The 17,145-nt window shown below is 64.0% G+C and carries 13 protein-coding genes and 1 riboswitch; of the genes, 7 read left to right on the top strand and 6 right to left on the bottom strand.

The features are described 5' to 3' along the window. Positions 1 to 17: 17 nt before the first annotated feature. Genes LAC81_RS25170 through bioB form a run of 5 tightly spaced genes read right to left on the bottom strand, consistent with a single transcriptional unit; the run spans position 18 to position 5,065 of the window. Entirely contained in the window at positions 18 to 1,007 is a 990-nt protein-coding gene (locus LAC81_RS25170; RefSeq protein ID WP_223729868.1) for a beta-ketoacyl-ACP synthase III, read from the bottom strand. Beyond that, positions 1,004 to 2,272 carry an adenosylmethionine--8-amino-7-oxononanoate transaminase gene (locus tag LAC81_RS25165; RefSeq protein ID WP_223729867.1) on the bottom strand — a complete coding sequence of 423 codons (1,269 nt, stop codon included), beginning with the start codon at positions 2,270 to 2,272 and terminating at the stop codon, positions 1,004 to 1,006. The genes LAC81_RS25170 and LAC81_RS25165 overlap by 4 nt, the downstream gene beginning before the upstream one ends. Beyond that, complete coding sequence (gene bioD / locus LAC81_RS25160; RefSeq protein WP_223729866.1) at positions 2,269 to 2,907, bottom strand: dethiobiotin synthase; 639 nt, start codon at positions 2,905 to 2,907, stop codon at positions 2,269 to 2,271. Before bioD ends, LAC81_RS25165 begins: the two co-directional genes overlap by 4 nt. After that, entirely contained in the window at positions 2,904 to 4,052 is a 1,149-nt protein-coding gene (locus tag LAC81_RS25155; RefSeq protein WP_223729865.1) for an 8-amino-7-oxononanoate synthase, read from the bottom strand. Before LAC81_RS25155 ends, bioD begins: the two co-directional genes overlap by 4 nt. After that, positions 4,049 to 5,065: a biotin synthase BioB gene (gene bioB, locus LAC81_RS25150; RefSeq protein WP_223729864.1), complete on the bottom strand. Its 1,017-nt coding sequence runs from the start codon at positions 5,063 to 5,065 to the stop codon at positions 4,049 to 4,051. Before bioB ends, LAC81_RS25155 begins: the two co-directional genes overlap by 4 nt. 412 nt (positions 5,066 to 5,477) lie before the next feature. Next, positions 5,478 to 5,598, top strand: a riboswitch (TPP riboswitch). Positions 5,599 to 5,757: 159 nt separating this feature from the next. Here bioB and thiO point away from each other — a divergent pair. The 4 genes from thiO to LAC81_RS25130 are packed head-to-tail and all read left to right on the top strand — an operon-like array spanning position 5,758 to position 8,302. Continuing rightward, positions 5,758 to 6,729, top strand: coding sequence for a glycine oxidase ThiO (gene thiO / locus LAC81_RS25145; protein ID WP_223729863.1), 972 nt, complete (start codon positions 5,758 to 5,760; stop codon positions 6,727 to 6,729). Then, entirely contained in the window at positions 6,726 to 6,923 is a 198-nt protein-coding gene (thiS, locus tag LAC81_RS25140) for a sulfur carrier protein ThiS (RefSeq protein WP_113538297.1), read from the top strand. Before thiO ends, thiS begins: the two co-directional genes overlap by 4 nt. 3 nt (positions 6,924 to 6,926) lie before the next feature. Then, on the top strand, positions 6,927 to 7,700 hold the full coding sequence (locus LAC81_RS25135; protein WP_223729862.1) for a thiazole synthase: 774 nt from the start codon (positions 6,927 to 6,929) through the stop codon (positions 7,698 to 7,700). Further along, positions 7,697 to 8,302, top strand: coding sequence for a thiamine phosphate synthase (locus LAC81_RS25130; RefSeq protein ID WP_223729861.1), 606 nt, complete (start codon positions 7,697 to 7,699; stop codon positions 8,300 to 8,302). The genes LAC81_RS25135 and LAC81_RS25130 overlap by 4 nt, the downstream gene beginning before the upstream one ends. A gap of 41 nt (positions 8,303 to 8,343) precedes the next feature. Here the strand turns inward: LAC81_RS25130 and LAC81_RS25125 are convergent, their stop codons facing one another. Next, positions 8,344 to 10,044: an amidohydrolase family protein gene (locus LAC81_RS25125; protein ID WP_223729860.1), complete on the bottom strand. Its 1,701-nt coding sequence runs from the start codon at positions 10,042 to 10,044 to the stop codon at positions 8,344 to 8,346. A 171-nt stretch (positions 10,045 to 10,215) separates the two neighbouring features. On the opposite strand from LAC81_RS25125, the gene LAC81_RS25120 reads away from it, so the two are divergent. From LAC81_RS25120 to LAC81_RS25110, 3 genes are all read left to right on the top strand, one after another. After that, positions 10,216 to 14,331: an AAA family ATPase gene (locus LAC81_RS25120; RefSeq protein ID WP_223729859.1), complete on the top strand. Its 4,116-nt coding sequence runs from the start codon at positions 10,216 to 10,218 to the stop codon at positions 14,329 to 14,331. Continuing rightward, the gene (locus tag LAC81_RS25115; RefSeq protein ID WP_223729858.1) at positions 14,328 to 15,917 is read left to right on the top strand and encodes a B12-binding domain-containing radical SAM protein; all 1,590 of its coding nucleotides are present in this window, start codon (positions 14,328 to 14,330) and stop codon (positions 15,915 to 15,917) included. The genes LAC81_RS25120 and LAC81_RS25115 overlap by 4 nt, the downstream gene beginning before the upstream one ends. Before the next feature lie 140 nt (positions 15,918 to 16,057). Beyond that, positions 16,058 to 17,122: a GH25 family lysozyme gene (locus LAC81_RS25110; protein WP_223729857.1), complete on the top strand. Its 1,065-nt coding sequence runs from the start codon at positions 16,058 to 16,060 to the stop codon at positions 17,120 to 17,122. The last annotated feature ends 23 nt before the right edge of the window (positions 17,123 to 17,145 follow it).

The following is a 17,145-nucleotide window of genomic DNA, read 5'->3' as shown; positions in this document are numbered from 1 at the left end:
CCGCATCTCCCACCGGACTAGAAGCCGAGCAGCACTGCGCCTCCGGTGAGGCCGGCGCCCGCTGCCGTCAGCAGCACTTTCTCGCCCGGAGCGAACGGGCGCTTTTCATGCGCCAGCGATAGCGACAGCGGGATCGTCGCGGCGGATGAGTTGCCGTAGTCAGCGATGGTGCGCACGGTTCTTGCCGGCGCAATGGCAAGGCGATCGCAGACGGCGTCGAATATCCGGGCGTTGGCCTGATGCGGCGCGAACCGGTCGATCTCCTGGGAACTGCAGCCGGCGGCATCCAGAGCGCGGCTGGCACATTGCGCCATCATCTCCACCGCCCGGGTGAACATCTCCCGCCCGTCGCGCATCGTCATCAGGAAATCCTGCGGCCGCAGGTCCGCAGAGAACGGCAGGCTGCTACCGCCGGCGGCGATGGAGATCAGGTCGTAGCGGCTGCCGTCCGCCGCGAGATCGACGCCAAGGAGGCCGGTCTGCGGATCAGCGGACGGGGCCACGACGACCGCACCTGCCGCATCGGCAAAGAGCACGGCGCTTGCCCTTTCCGCTGGATTGATCCGCCGGCTGAGGATGTTGGCCGCCACCACCAGGACCGGCTTTCCCTGTGCTCGCACGAAGCCGTCGGCGAGCGTCAGAGCATAGAGAAAGCCCGAACACGCACCAGCCAGATCAATCGCACCGGAACGGGTGAGCCCGAGACGGTGGGCAAGCAAGGGTGCGGAGGGCGGCAGGAGATGATCGGGCGTCGAGGTCGCGAGCAAGGTCAGGGCGATATCGCCCCGCGAAACGCCTGCATTGTCGAGCGCCGCAGCCCCGGCGATCGACGCCAAGCCCGTCAGCGTCTCGCCGTCCTCTACCCAGCGCCGCTCGCGAATGCCGGTGCGACGTTCGATCCAGCCGGGCTCGAGACCGAGCTTCTTTTCGATCTCGGCGTTTGCGATACGCCGCGCCGGCACCGCATGGCCGAAGCCGACAAGGCGGGATGACCGGGCGGCGCTCACAGCCGCCCCGCCGCGATAAGCGACGCCGCCTCGTCGATTGCGCCAAAGGCTTGTGTGAGCTCGGCTTCGGTGACGCAATAGGGCGGCATCAGATAGATGACATTGCCGAGCGGGCGGATCAGCAAACGCCGTTCGCGAAAGAAGGCCCTGAGCCGCGGGCCAACTTCAGCGAGATAGCCACCCTCGGGCACCTTGAGGTCCAGCGCGGCAATCGTTCCGAGTTGGCGGACGTCGCTGAAGCGGCGATCCTCGGCATAGTGAGCGGCATGCCGACGCTGCCGTTCGCTTAAGGCATCGATACGTTCCCGCACTGGCTCCTCCTTCCAGACGGTGAGATTGGCGAGCGCCGCAGCGCAGGCGATCGGGTTGGCCGTATAGGAACTCGAATGGAAGAACGTCTTGCGCCGATCGCTCGAGAGATGGGCCTCGAAGATTTCGGCCGTTGAAAGCGTCGCCGCCAGCGGCAGCGCACCACCGGTCAGCCCCTTGGACGTGCAGAGGATATCGGGCGTGATCCCGGCCTGTTCGCAGGCAAACAGACTGCCAGTCCGTCCCCATCCGGTCATCACTTCGTCGGCGATCAGCAGGCTGCCGTGGCGCTCGGCGATTCGTTTCAGTTCGGAAAGCACTGACGCCGGGTAGGTCTTCATGCCGCCGGCGCCGAGGAGCAGTGGCTCGATCAACAGGGCGGCCACCGCGCCAGAGGCACAGGCTGCCTCGAAGGCATCGAGCGTCGCCTGCTCCCGGCCGGCCTCCGGAAACGGCAGCCGATCGACGGCAAAAAGCAGCGGCGCGTAAGGCGCGTTGAAGACGCCCCTTTCCCCGGCCGACATCGTACCGATCGTGTCGCCGTGATAGCCGTGTTCGAGCACGCAGATGCGGTTTCGCGGCCGGCCGAGATTGTGGAAGAAACCGAGCGCCATCTTCAACGCAACTTCGACCGCCGTCGAGCCGCTGTCGGAATAGAACACATGGGCAAGCCCTTTGGGGGCGATATCGATCAGCCCGCTCGCCAGTTCTTCCGCCGGGGCGTGGGTATATTCCGCGAAGATGACCTGGTCGTGGGTTTCCGTGGCCAGGCGGACCGCTTCCATGATCGCCGGATGGCGGTGACCGTGGGTGACGACCCACCAGGACGAGATCGCATCGAGGATCGGCGCGCCGTCCTCGTCAATGAGATAGGCACCCTCGGTCCGGGCGACGCGTCGCATTGCCGGCTCCAGCGCATGCTGGGTGAAGGGATACCAGACTGCAGACGTTCTCATGCCGGCACCTGCTTAATATCGTCGAGGTCGAAATTGTCGCGAAAGGCTTGCCGCAGGCGATCCGGCGTCAACGGATCGAGCCGCGGCAGCCGACCCAGACGCCGAACTGCCCCCAGCGCGGCGATGATCGCCTCGCTATCCGCCTGCTCGTCGCCGACGAAGGCGACACCCAGGACCGGGATCGCACGGCGGCGCAGCGCCTCGAGCGATAGCAGCGTGTGATTGATCGTGCCGAGCCCGGTGCGAGCGCAAAGGATCACCGGGATTTGCCAGCGTGCGAACAGATCGGCAAAGACCGTTTTCTCGGTGAGCGGCACCAAGAGGCCGCCTGCGCCTTCAATGACCAGCGGTCTGTTCACCACCGGCGGTAGGAGGCTCTCAGGCGCGATCGACACAGCGTCGATACGCGCCGAGAGGTGTGGCGATGCCGGCGTTCTGAGCCTGTAGGCCTCGGGCAGGATGCGCTCGGGCGGGATCCGACCGAGCCGGGCTACTGCCTCGCTGTCGGTCTCTTCGTCGAGACCCGACTGCACCGGCTTCCAGTAGCAGCCGCAAAGCGCATCGGTCAGCGCTGCGGAGAACAGGGTCTTGCCGATACCGGTATCCGTGCCGGTTATGATGAAACGGGGCGTCATGGCCGCTCCTCCGCCATCGCCACCTTCAAACGCTCCAGCATGCGCGTGATCATCGGCCGGTCGACATTCAACGTGATCGCGATCCGAAGCCGCGCAGTCCCCTCGGGAACGGTCGGCGGACGGATCGCCCTGATATCGAAACCTTCGACGCGCATCCGCGCGGCAATCCGCACGGCGCGGCCGTTATCTCCCACAATAACCGGAAGGATCTGCGAGCCGCTGCCTTCGATGCCAAGCGTTTCGGCAAGCGCCTGATTGGCGAAGGCCCTGAGGCTGTCGAACTCTTCCCGGCGCTGCGGCTCATCCACCAGCATTGCCAGCGCTTCGCGGACGGCGGCCGCGATCAACGGCGACGGCGCGGTTGAATAGATGAAGTTGCGGGCACGATTGACGAGGTAGTCGCAAAGCACCGCACTTCCGCCAATGAGCGCGCCGGAAACCCCGAGCGCCTTGCCGCAGGTGTGCAGCACCACGAGATTTTCCCGACCTTCCAATTCGGCCGTCACTCCGCGGCCGTCCGGCCCGAAGACGCCGGTCGCATGTGCCTCGTCGACCACCAGAAAGCCATCGTGCCGTTCTGCGAGCGCGGCGAGATCTGCAAGCGGCGCCCGGTCGCCGTCCATGGAATAGAGGCTTTCGACGGCAATCCACGGATGCCCCGTGCCGCCCGCCTTCCGCCACTGGCTGATCTTATCGGCGAAAGCGTCGACATCGTTGTGCGTGGCGGCGCCTGCGACCGCCTTGCTTGCGGCAATACCCTCGCGAGCACTCGCATGGATCAGGGCATCGTGGACGATGATATCGTCGCGCTGCGGTAACGTCGAAAAGAGGGCGGCGTTGGCGGCATAGCCGCTGGCGAAGTACTGCGTTCGCGGCACGCCGAAGAACGCCGCTGCCTCCGCCTCCAGTGCCACGTGCTCCCCATGGTTGCCGCGCAACAGCCGCGAGCCGCCGGAGCCGACCGGCACGCCGCGCTCGATCGCTGCGGCGATTGCCGCCTTCAGGCGCGGCGATCCGGCAAGCGCGAGGTAGTCGTTGGAGGTGAAATCCATACCACCGCCGACGACAAGTTCGCGTCGGCGCCCCTTTCGTTCGAGGCCGGAAAGCGTCTTCTCGTGACGCGTGAGAAGGGCCGCCACAGTCATTCGGCCGCGTCCTTTTTTGCCGCAAGTGCCATCGGCTTCAGCCCCAGGCGGCGGAACAGGGACGCGTCGTGATCCTCCCGGGGATTATCGGCCGTGAGCAGCGTCTCGCCCACGAAGATCGAATTGGCGCCGGCAAAGAAACAGAGCGCCTGTGTCTCGTCGCTCATTTCGGTGCGACCGGCGGAAAGCCGGACATGCGACTGCGGCATCAGGATGCGCGCCAGCGCGATAGTGCGGACGAAATCGATCGGATCGACAGGTGCGGCATCGGCGAGCTTCGAGCCCGGGATCGGGATCAGCATGTTGATCGGCACGCTTTCCGGCGGCACCGGCAGATTGGCGAGCGTCACCAGCATCGAGATCCGGTCGTCTGCCGTCTCGCCCATACCGAGAATACCACCGGCGCAGACCTTGATGCCGGCGTCGCGGACATTGGCGAGCGTCTCCAACCGGTCGGCGAAGCTGCGGGTGGTGATGATTTCGCCGTAGAAGCGCTCCGACGTGTCGACATTGTGGTTGTAGTAATCGAGCCCGGCGTCGGCGAGCCGCCCGGATTGTTCCGGAGTCAGCATGCCCAAGGTCATGCAGGTCTCCATCCCGAGTGCCCGCACGCCGCTGATCATGGCGACGATCGCCTCCATGTCGCGCTCCTTCGGGCTGCGCCAGGCCGCACCCATGCAGTAACGTGTCGCGCCGCCATCCCTCGCCTTCCTCGCTTCCGCAAGAACCCGCTCTACCTCCATCAATTTCGACGCCTTGAGCCCGGTCGGGTAATGCGCGGACTGGCTGCAGTAGCCGCAGTCCTCGGCGCAGCCGCCGGTCTTGATCGACAGCAGGCGGCTCATCTGGATGGCATTGGGGTCGAACGTGGCGCGGTGAGTGGACTGCGCGCGATAGAGGAGGTCGTTGAACGGCAGATTATAGATTTTTTGTGCATCGGCCAGAATCCAACGCGGCTCGGTGGCTTTGGCGGCGACCGAAGTCGACTCGGTCGAACTGTTTACGTCGAGCATGTGTGTTCGTTTCCCCATTGGCGGACCAGCAAAATAGATAGAATCCATAATTATCTATAATTTTCTCGAACACGGAACACGACAACCACTTTAAAGTAGCTATATGCGCACACATGCAATCCTTGACTGCGCCAACTTGACCCATTAGGCGATACGAGGAGGACGAATGCCACGGTCTTCCGCTTCGGTAAGTTGAACCGGTTATGGCAACAACCACCGAGTAATATCCTGTTTTAATATACCTTTTCCCAACATACCTGCAGATCTCTAGACGCGAGTTTGCACGTCAACGCAAGCGCTCAAAAACCTACATCTCGCCCACCTTTTTATAGATAATTTTTGGCTGAAGGCACCCGATGTGATGCTCGCATCGACGGCTCTTGACAAAATCCGGTCCAGCCGTTCAGTTTGAAGCATTCACCAGGGGTGTCCCGGCAAGGGGCTGAGATTCTGCCAGGCGGTTTCCGCGGCGCAGTGACCCGTTGAACCTGATCCAGTTCATACTGGCGTAGGGACGGTGCAGACATCGCTGCCGCATTCGCGTTCGCGCGAGCCTATCGCGGCAAGGCGTCCTTCCATCCCTCCGGCGCGAACTGGGTCTCCAACTATGGAGCCTGTGCAGTGCGTATCATCATCGCGACTTTGCATCCTTCGGGCCGGCGGCCGGTTCCGCACAGTGGGGCGCATTGACCATGCGCGTTCTGATCAAAGGCGCCGGCGTCGTCGGACTGGCCTTGGCGCATGAACTGAGTGGTCACGGCGTCGAAGTCGCCGTTGCCGAGCGGCAGGCGGACTTCGGCGGGGCAGCATCCTGGTTTGCCGGCGGCATGCTGGCGCCCTGGTGCGAGCGCGAAAGTGCCGAGGAAGTGGTACTGACACGCGGCATCGGCGCCATCGACTGGTGGGACCGGGCGCTTCCGGGAGAAGTATCGCGCAACGGCACGCTCGTCGTCGCCCCGGCACGAGATGCCGGCGAACTCAAACGCTTCGCTTCGCGCACGTCCGGCTTCGAATGGCTTGACGCAGAGGCGATCGCGCGGCTGGAGCCGGCGCTTGCCGGGCGCTTCCGAGAGGCGCTGTTCTTTCCCGGCGAAGCACATCTCGACCCCCGCCGGGCGCTTGTCTTGCTGCGGCAAAAGCTGGTCGAGCGTGGCGTTTCCTTCGTTGGTGAGACAGATGGCGACAGCGGCCACGATATGATCGCCGACTGTAGCGGGGCTTCGCGGATCGGCACCGTCGCCGGCCTGCGCGGCGTGCGCGGCGAGATGCTCTATCTGCAGACGGGTGAAGTGGAGTTGTCGCGGCCGGTTCGCCTCATCCATCCGCGCATCCCGCTCTACATCGTGCCGCGCGGCGATGGGCTCTTCATGTGCGGGGCGACCATGATCGAAACGGACGATGGCGGACCGATTACCGCCCGCTCACTGATGGAACTCCTGAACGCGGCCTACACGCTGCACCCGGCCTTTGGCGAAGCGCGGCTTATCGAAACCGGCACCGGCGTCCGGCCGGCCTTTGCCGACAACCTGCCGCGCGTCATGCGCGCCGGAAACACCGTTACGCTCAATGGGCTTTACCGCCACGGTTTCCTGCTCTCGCCAGCTCTGGCCGAGGAGGCGGCGGATCTTGCCCTTGCACGGAACCTGAAGGGAGATGCCGCATGAAACTGATCGTCAACGGCGAGGATCACGACCTCGCAGTCGCGAACCTTGCCGAACTTCTGGCCGCACTCGACTTTGAAGGCGACTGGCTTGCCACCGCCGTCAACGGCGAGCTGGTGCATCGGACGGATCGCTCGGCCCATGCCCTCAACGATCGCGACCGGATCGAAATACTCTCGCCGATGAAGGGAGGCTGAGACATGCTGACGCTTTATGGACAGGAATTGCGCTCGCGCCTGCTTCTGGGTACCGCCCGCTACCCCTCGCCGGCCGCCCTTGAAGACGCGGTTCGCTCGTCTGCGACCGCGATCCTCACGGTTTCGCTCCGCCGCGAAACCGCCGGCGGCCGCCAGGGCGCCGCCTTCTTCGAACTGATCCGGTCACTTGGCGCGCATGTGCTGCCGAATACCGCCGGCTGCCACTCCGTATCGGAAGCGGTACTGACGGCGAAGATGGCGCGCGAAGTCTTCGGCACGAACTGGATCAAGCTCGAGGTGATTGGCCATCAGGATACGCTCCAGCCCGACGTATTCGGGCTGGTGGAGGCCGCACGCATTCTCTGCGCCGAGGGCTTCGAGGTCTTCCCCTACACGACCGACGACCTGGTGGTCGGCGAGCGCCTCGTTGAGGCCGGGTGCAAGGTGCTGATGCCCTGGTGCGCGCCGATCGGCAGCGCCATGGGGCCGCAGAACATCCCGGCGCTCAGAGCCATGCGGGCGCATTTTCCGGATATGCCGCTGATCGTCGATGCCGGCATCGGCCGGCCCTCACACGCAACCATCGTGATGGAACTCGGTTTCGACGCGGTCCTGCTGAACACCGCCGTAGCTGGCGCGACAAAACCGGCTCTCATGGCCGCGGCCTTCGCCCGGGCGATCGATGCAGGACGTGACGCTTTTGAGGCCGGCATGCTGGAACCACGCGATTTTGCCGTCCCGTCCACCCCCGTCATCGGAAAGGCGGTGTTTGCGTGAAACTCGACCCCTTCTACCTCATCCTCGACAGCGCCAAGTGGATCGAGCGGCTGGTGCCGCTCGGCGTCAAACTGGTGCAGCTTCGCGTCAAGGACCGCCCGGAAGCGGAGCTCCGCGACGAGATCCGTGCCGCCAAGGAAGTCTGCGACCGTCATGGCTGCCAGCTTATCGTCAACGACTACTGGCGCCTCGCGATTGCCGAAGGCTGCGACTTCGTCCACCTCGGCCAGGAGGATTTGGCGGAGGCGAATCTTGCCGCGATCCGCGCAGCCGGCCTGAAGCTCGGCCTTAGCACCCACGACGAGGCAGAGCTTGAGACGGCGCTTGCCGCGAAACCCGACTATGTTGCCCTCGGGCCGATCTATCCGACGATCCTGAAGCAGATGAAATGGGATCCGCAGGGGTTGCCGCGGCTCTCCGCCTGGCGGGAACGCGTCCAGCCGTTGCCGCTCGTTGCAATCGGCGGCCTCAACATCGAGCGGATCGCCGGCGTCTTCGAGCACGGCGCCGACAGCGCCGCCGTCGTCACCGATATCACGCTGAATGCCGACCCCGAGGGGCGGACACGGGAATGGATCGCACGCACGCAGCCGTGGCGCTGATCGAGACAAACGACAGGGTCACCTGACGCCGCGGCGCTGCCTCAGGCAATCGCAAGTTCGGAAAGCCAGGCCGACCCCAGGCCGTGCCTGTCGCAATAGGCCGTGAGGCGGTCGCGCGTCTTGCCCGGTCGGTCAATCCCGAGAAAGCGCGAGGCGTTTCTCCAGAGGATGTTCTGCTGGTGCTCGTCGCTGACGCTGGCGAGCGTCAGTTGCTCGGCAATCCTCGATACATAGGCGTTGTAGTCTTTTTCCAGCGCCATCATCGACCAGTCGGTGCCAAACATGAGGTGACGGGCGTCGGGGTCGTAGTCATCAAGCCATTTGTCCAGCAACTGCCGGATCTCTGCGTGAAGATTCTTGTCGTCGCTGCTGACCAATTCACTGAGATAGCTCAGATCCGCAAAAAGGTTCGGGCGACGTTCGTGGTCGATTGTCCTGCCGATGATGTCCTCCCAGGTCGGCGGCCCGGAAAACTTGTCCTGGGCACAGGAAACCATTACGCCCGTCGGCGCGCCCGGGCGTATGACTTCGTCGAAAGCGCCAAAATGCGCGAGATTGATTCGCAGCTTGTCGTACTGGTTGGTGTCGAGCAGATCCTTCCAATAGGCGGGGCTTGCCAGGTTGCCGTAGCCACAGCCGGCCCCGATGCTGTTTTCCGCATGGGCCATGATCGGCACATCGTTGTCGCGGCACCAGACGTAAAGCCGCTTCAGAGCGGCATCGATCGCCGGATCCGCATTGCCCCATGCCTTGAAGCCCATCGGCGGGTAGATCTTGACGCCCATGAAGCCCTTTTCCATGATCGCATACTGGACATTTGCCAGCGACGAACCCGGCCTTTGCGCCTCGCGGTGCGGATCGAAGCCGACGAAGCTATGCATGCGGATGCCGTGCTTCCTGGTGACGAGCTGCTGGACCTCGTCCATCACGTCGATCTGGTCGCGCTGAGGCGATGATCGACCGTGCAGCGATTTGTCGAAGTCCAGGATACTCGGCGTGATCAGCGACAGCCGGCATTTGGACGCGAAGATCTTGATATAGGCCTCGGCCAGGTTTTCCCGGTAGTCCTGCATCAGCCGGACGAAAGAAAGATAGGTGCCGATCTGGTCGTGCGCCTTTGCGTTGTTGGCGAGAGTATCGACCTCCGAGTCACTCATGGCGCCGCCCGAACGCCGCTGGTCCAGACGCCTCTGGAATGTCTGCGGCAGATTGGGGGTGCCGCCGAGTTGCTGCAGCAGGCCGTCATAATCGGGGGATTCGCCAAGGCTGCGCCGTGAGAATGTGGAGCGCTGTTCGTTGGCGCGCGAGATCAGTTCCCTGATCGCGACACGCAATTGCTCGTCCTTGCGCCGCGCAAGTTCGGCGTCGGAAATGCGCCGGGCACCCTTCCTTAGGACAGCGAGCTCATGCTTGGCTTTGGGCGCGACGTCGCCAAGCGCGGTCACGAGAAAGACCACCAGCGCGTTTTCCAGTCCCTTCGCTTCCTGCGCGTTCGCCGAGAGCCTTTTCTCGGGCATCTTCTCACGCAGCGCCACGTAGCGAACGAGCCCTTCCACCGGCACATCGGCCGCGTTGAAGAAATGACAATGCACGTCGATGATCGGATGACTGAGACTGCAGGCGCCGGGCGAAGGCAGATGCCGGCATCCGGAAAGCACATTTGCAAGCACGCCCGCCGAAACCAGCCGCAAGACATCACGGCGCGTCACGGCGGCAACCGGACCAGCCCAGTCGACCCCCATCGTCCCCTCCTGTTGCGAGACCCCCTCGAACAATCGGGGAAACATTACTCCGTCCGAAGGCCGCGCGAAACAGCTATTTACTTGCCGTTACTGACATCTCGTAGATCAGCGCGAGTCGTCTTTCAGTCAGACAGGAGGCGTGTTACTCTAAAATCTTGGGGAGAATTTTGCGTGGTTGGTGGCGCCGGCAAATATGAATTCCAACGTTACCTGTCCGGAGCCCTGGTCCAATGGTCCTCCCCGGCAGCGACGGAATCGGCTGCCCCCGCACGGGAAGACTTTCTCGGTTCGCTGCTTTTCGCCGACATTTCCGGCTTCACCCGCCTGACGGCCAAATGGTCCGAAAGCGACCGTGCCGCCGGCGCGGAGCGCGTCAGCCTGCTCCTGAACGCCTTCATGGGCGAGCTCATCAACCATATTGAAGAGCATGGCGGTACGGTCTTGAGTTTCGCGGGCGACAGCCTGATTGCCGGCTGGCGGGCACCCTCCCCAGAGGAACTCGAGCAGACTGCCTGGCGCAGCTGCTATTGCGCCGAACGGATCCGCGAACAAATCGGCGGCCCGGGCAGCCCAGAAGACGCTCTTCAATTGCGCATCGCGGTTGGCGCCGGTGCCATCACGCTGCTGCACCTGCTGCCGCGCGCCGATCAGCGCTGGCTGATCGTCGGCGGCGACTGCCTGGCCCAGGCCGACCATTGCGGCCAACTCAGCGATGCCGGCGAAATTCTCGTCTCGGATGCCGTGTGGCGCCTGGTCGGCAAGCGCGCCAAAGGCGGGCCGAACCGAGAAGGAACCGCGCGGCTCGACAGCATAGAGCCCTGCTCGACCACGAAGGAGGCGCCGCGCACGCAGCCGGGCTCGACGGCTGACCGGCTTGAGGCCTACCTGCCGCTTTCGCTGCGCAGCCGCCTGCTGTCGCCGCTTTCGGAATGGCTCGCGGACCTCAGAACGGTGACGGCGCTGTTCGTGCATATCGTCGGCCGCGATCTCGATACGGATCTCGATCGGCTGAACAAGCTCATAGAACGATCGATTGCCGTCGTCGGCCGCACCGGTGGCGAGATCCTGCACACGGCGCTTCATGCCGGCGGGCTCGAAGTCTTCGCCGTTTTCGGCCTGCCCGGCAGGAAACACGCCGACAATGCGCGTCGGGCGATCATCGCCGCCCTTCGCCTGTCAAACGAACTCGACGAACCGGATCTCGGCCTGTCGGCCGGCATCTCCACCGGCGAGAGCTTCTGTGGCGCACTCGGCACGATCCACCGGGCCGACTATACTGTCGTCGGCGCTGCCGTGAACATGGCCGCCCGACTGGCGAGCGTTGCGGCAGGCCGCATCCTCGTCGACCAGGCGACGGCCAAGGAGACTGCCGGCCAGATCGCTTTTTCCGGCCCCTGGACGCTCGGGGTGCCCGGCATGCGCGGTGGCGTCGTCGCCTTCGCACCGATTGCCGAAACGGTCGCGACGATCGACAACAAGTCTCCCATTCTTTTCAACCGGGCCGCCGAACTGGCGGTCCTCAACGCCTATGTGGAGCGCGCCGGCCGGGGGCAGGCCGCCGGCGTGATGATCGTCAAGGGAGAATCCGGCGTCGGGAAATCGGCGCTGCTTCGCGCCTTCGTCGAAAACTGCCGCGACCATGGTAGCCAGGTCCTGGTCGGCAATGCCGACGATATCGAAAGCGACGTGCCCTATTTTGCCTGGCGCGGGGTGATCCGCGATCTGCTCGGCATCGGCGACCTGCGCGGTCCCGAGGCATCGGACCAGGTGATGCAGTTCTTCGCCCATCGCCCGGAACTCGCACATCTGGCGCCACTGCTGAACGATGCCATCAACCTGACCTTGACCGACACGGTCGAGACCCGGGCGATGTCGGGCGACGGGCGTTCCCATCGCCTGCGCGAATTGCTGCGCGACCTGATGACCGACAGCCTTTCCTGGGGGCGGGGCGTCGTCGTGCTCGAGGACGTGCATTGGCTCGACGAGGCCTCCGGCCAATTGCTCGGACGGCTGGCCTCCGGAACGGCGCCGATCCCGGTCGTGGTATCGACGCGGACGACCAAGACGCAACAGGACCTGACTCGGTGGACCGGTCAACATCATAACGGTGCCCAGACCCTCGACCTTCTGCCGCTCGACTTCGAGGGCACGATCGCGCTCGTGCGCGCTTCGATCGGCAGCAATTCGCCCGCCGATGGCTTCGGCGAAGCCGTCTATGCCCAATCGGCTGGAAACCCGCTGCTGATCTGCGAAATCTGCCGGATGATCGGCGAGCGCCGCTTGCCGAAAGCGGCTGAAGCGCCCGCGCCGCTATCGCTCGCCGAAACCCGCTCGAACGATGCGACCCTGCTCAATACGGCGAAGGTCACCGTTATCGCCCGAACCGACCAGCTTCCGGCCGAGATTCAGGCCCTGCTGAAGATCGCAAGCGCCATGGGCGCGACTTTTTCCGTACCCGAACTGCAGGCGCTTCCGCCGATCAGGAAGTACGCGCTCGACATCGAAGCCAGCATCGAGCGGCTGCAGGCCGCCCATCTGATCAAGCCCATGGATGATCGCCCGGGTCGCTTCACCTTCAGCCACGCCGTCATCCGCCAGGCGATCTACGAGAGCATGCTGTCGGAACAGCGCCGTGAGGCCCATCGCGCCATCGCGCAGGCGATGGAAGAGAGCGGGCAGCCCGACAACGCCGAGAACCTGCCGCGCATCTTGAGCCATTGGGAACGCGCCGGCGATGCCAGGTTGGCGTTCAACTACCTGGATCGTGTCGCCGAGCTGCGCCTGCGCCAGTTCGACAATGCCGCCGTCGTCGACCTGATCGAGCGCTTCTTCAAGACCGCCCGCGAGCTCTCGATCACGATTACGCCGACCCGGCGGGCGGCCGCTTGTTTCCTGCTCGGCGAGGCCAGCCTCAATCTCGGGCGTGCCGAGGCGGCAAGGAATGCCTATGAGGAAGGTTTGCGGCTTTCCGGCCTTCCGCTGCCGCGCACCTCGGCCGGCCTCGCACTGCACCTCGTGCTCGATCTTGCCGAACAGGTGTGGCGTCGCGTGACCCACGGGGACAAGGACTGGATCCTGGAACGCGAGATCTCACGATCGCCGTCCGATCCCTTCCTGCTCGCGGCAAAGGCGCATGAAGACCTGACGCGGATCTACTACTTTACCAGCGAGAAACTGCGGCTGATCCATGCAACGCTTCGCGCGACGAACCTTGCCGAAAGAAACAAGTACGTCTCACCGACGACCGCCACCAATTACGCCAGCCTCGGCGCAATCTGCGGCGTCATCCCGCTTCACAAGCAGGCCGAGCACTACAGCCGCTTGGCCGCCGCCCTTTCGGAACGCGTGGATCAGCTGGGAACGCGCGTGCGCGTCGACCTCTTGTCGGGCATGTACCAGATCGGCATCGGCCATTGGCGCGAAGGCAAACAGGCATTCGAGGCCGGTCTCAACAATGCCTCGACCGTCGGTGACCTTCGGCGCTGGTGCGAGGTGGCCGTCGGCCTCGAGACGATTTCCGGCCCCTGGCTACTAACCTCCGCCTTCGAAGGCATCGCACCCTGGGAGATCCTCGTTCAGCGTATCTGTGAAGAGGGTCGCAGACGTGGCGACACCCAGGTGCTCGGCTGCGGCCTGCTCGGCCGCCTCAGGGGCCATGCGGCGCTTGGCCGATGGAACGCCATTGAAGCCGATCTCGATGAGCTCAAGCAGATCATCACCGCCAAGGCCGATGGGCTGGAACTCGTTCACTGCATCGAGGGCGCATCGCTTCTGGCAGAGGCCGCCCGGCGGCAGGGCAAGACGGGTGAAGCAAAAGCCTGGTTCGAACGCGCATTCTCCTGGTGCCAGACGCTCAACCCGGCAATGAAGACGCGGACCCTGCCGGCCCTTGCCCGCCTGTTCGACGTCGCGAGCGACCCTGATAGCGGCGACCCCATGGCAGCACAGCTTGTGCTGCGAAAGCTCGAGCGGTTTGCCCGCGTCTATCCGATCGGCCGCCCGGCGGCAGCGCTCGGCGAGGCGACCCTGCACGTGCATCGCGGCCAGCAGCGCCGCGCCGAACGGGTCGCACGATACGCCTTCGCAGAAGCGATACGATTGGAGATGCCGGCAGTGGCGCTCGCGTCGTTACACCACCCGGCGGGGCGGAAAGACGTTGCCGCATGGCAGGCTTTGGAGACGATGTTTGCCGTTCGCCAAAACACCTGGAGCGAGGTCCTCCAACTTCATCAAGCCGAGCCACCGACCCATGTCCCGATTGTTGCGTTCGAGGGAGGCCACGCATGAACCAGTCCCGAGTACCTCGCGTCCTGATCGTGCTTGCCCATTTCGACGAGACGAGAAATCCGGAAGGCCGCCCCGATTTCATTCCACAGGGAACCGGACATCTGTTCCTGGCGGGCGCCTTTGCCCGCGATCGGGTCAGCCTTCGCGCCTACAGCGAGTTTCACGACGGGCCGCTTATCGAAGAGGCGGCGTTCGCAGACCTCGATATGCTGGTGCTGACCGGCGTCACCGCCGCCTTCGACCGGATGCGCCACCTGACCGCCTATGCCCGCACGAAGTCGCCCGGATGCGTGATCGTCGCGGGCGGACCGGTCGTGCGCAATCTGCCGGTTTCGAGCGCCGAAACCTTCGACTACGCCTGCGAGGGCGACGTCGAGGAGATGCAGGCGGTCATCAGGGAAGTCTTCGGCGAATGGGCCGTCTCCGAGACGATCCTGCCGCGCTTCGACCTTGCCAATTGGGGCGGCCCGGTCAGCTACGTCGAGACGAGCCGCTACTGCAATTTCAAATGCAGCTTCTGCGCACTCACCGCCGAAAACCGGCGCTATCACAGCTACGACCTCGGCTATATCGAGGCGCAATTGCGCAATGTCCCGGCCAAGAAATACGTGCTGTTCATCGACAACAACTTTTACGGCAACAGCAAGGATGCCTTTCATGCCAAGCTCGAATTGATCCGGTCGCTGTGGCAAGAGGGGCTGTTTCAGGGGTGGATAGCCCTCGTCACCGGGGACTTCTTCCGAGACCCCGACAATCTCGAAGCGGTGCGCGCGGCCGGCTGTCTCGGCCTTTTCAGCGGTGTCGAGACGCTAAACGAAGCGCAGTTGAAGCGTTATCAGAAGAAGCAGAACCTGGTGGTGCCGCAACTGGAAGCCATCCAGACTTGCCTCAAAGCCGGCGTCGCCTTCCAGTATGGCCTGATGTTCGACCCTTCGTCGCAGACGATGCAGGCGATGCAGGACGAACTCGCCTTCATTACCGGCGAAAGCACCATGCCGTTGCCGGCCTTCCTCAGCCTGACGATCCCGCTGCTCGGCACGCCGTTGTTTGATGAATGCGCCGCTGAGCGGCGCTTCCTGCCTTCAGCCAAACTGCGCGACATGGATGGGTTCACCTTGATGACCCGTCCGATCGATGGCCTCGGGGAGGTGGCCCTCTTTGCGCGCAAGCTATCGCGCCTCGACGGCAACCGCGTCCGCATCCTGCGCCATTGCCTGGGTTTTTATCGCAACTACCGCCACTCGCTTTCCGGCCGGCAGATGATCCATCTGCTCGCCAACAGCCTGCGCCTCGCGCTTCCCTCGGTCCTGCATCGCCATGGCCTGCCGACGCGTTCGGGGAGCGACGACAATCTCACCTACGTCACGACGACCCAGCCGCTCGGGCCGCTTTACACGCCGGCGTTCCGGGTCAGCGAAGGCTTCCGCTCGCATTTTGCGCCGACAATGATCACCGACGCTTCCGGAGCGCTCGACGACACTATTGCCCGCAATCTCGAATTTCGCAGCAGCCGGCGGCAACGAACGGGCTTGGGATCGAACACAGCGCAGGCTGAGAGCGTGCCCTCTACGCCTGCGGCAATCTGACCTCCTCATTGCAACCTCCAGTGCGTGAAGTTGGGTCAGCTTGGTAAGATTGGATTCAAACTTTTTGGGTAAGCTTCCGTTAGCTATTCACACCTGTCGGCCGGCGACTGCCGTCGACCTTGTTTTGCGTACGGGTGCCCATGCGTCTTTCAGCTGCGACCGCAATCATCTTTGCCGGCCTTGTTTCCGGTTGCTCCTCCAGTTCAAGCCTGGACACGATCGCACCGCGTCCCTCGCGCGAGACGACCAGCTCCGTGGTGCTTTCAGCCGCACCGGTACCCGCGGCCAATGTGGGCGCAAGGGTCGCTGGGGTGACGCCGCCACAGAATGTCCAGTCCGCACCGCCGCAGGAAATGCTCGCTTGGGCCGGCCCCGTTCCGGAGCCGGAAGCCTTCGCGCCCGTGGCAAACACCACGACGACGCTCGCCGCGCCTGTTCCCGACGCTCGGCCGGTCGCCTTCGTCGCGCCGGAAAATCCGGTGACCCAGGCGATGCCGCAGGGCCGCTCGCGGATCTACGGTCATCGTTTCCGTGACGCCAAGCCAATCAACTTCGGCCGCGCCAAAAATCCGCGCAAGATGGCCGTGCATGGCGTCGACGTCTCGCGCTGGCAGGCTGACATCGACTGGGCACGGCTGCGTACACAAGGGGCGAACTTCGCCTTCATCAAGGCGACCGATGGCGGCGACCACCTTGACCCGATGTTCAAGAAGAATTGGCGCGCTGCCAAGGCGGCCGGCATCCGTCGCGGCGCCTATCACTTCTTCTACTGGTGCCGCACGGCCGGGGAACAGGCCGACTGGTTCATCCGCAACGTTCCGCGTGAACCGGGCGCGCTGCCGCCTGTCATCGACGTCGAATATAACGGCGAATCGAGCTGCAAGCGTCGCCTGTCGCCGGAGCGCATACGCGAAAAGATGCAGGTCTTCATGGACAAGCTCGAGGCGCACTATGGCCAGCGCCCGATCATCTACACCGCACCGGATTTCTATGCCGACAACCTGCAGGGCGCTTTCAAGAACTATCCGTTCTGGCTGCGTGCCGTCGCCCAGCACCCGTCGATCGTCTACCCGAACCGCAAGTGGCTGTTCTGGCAGTATTCCGGTTCCGGCCTTTCTCAAGGCGTCGATGGCAAGATCGACCTCAACGTCTTCCACGGGAGCGAGGACCAGTGGCACGACTGGCTGGAGGCACGGGCGAACTGAGCCGGCAGGCTCTCGCCCACCCA

Source organism: Ensifer adhaerens (genome assembly GCF_020035535.1).
Classification (GTDB): Bacteria; Pseudomonadota; Alphaproteobacteria; order Rhizobiales; family Rhizobiaceae; genus Ensifer.
Note: the sequence above shows the minus strand (reverse complement) of the source record. Positions and strands in the feature narration are given on the sequence as shown.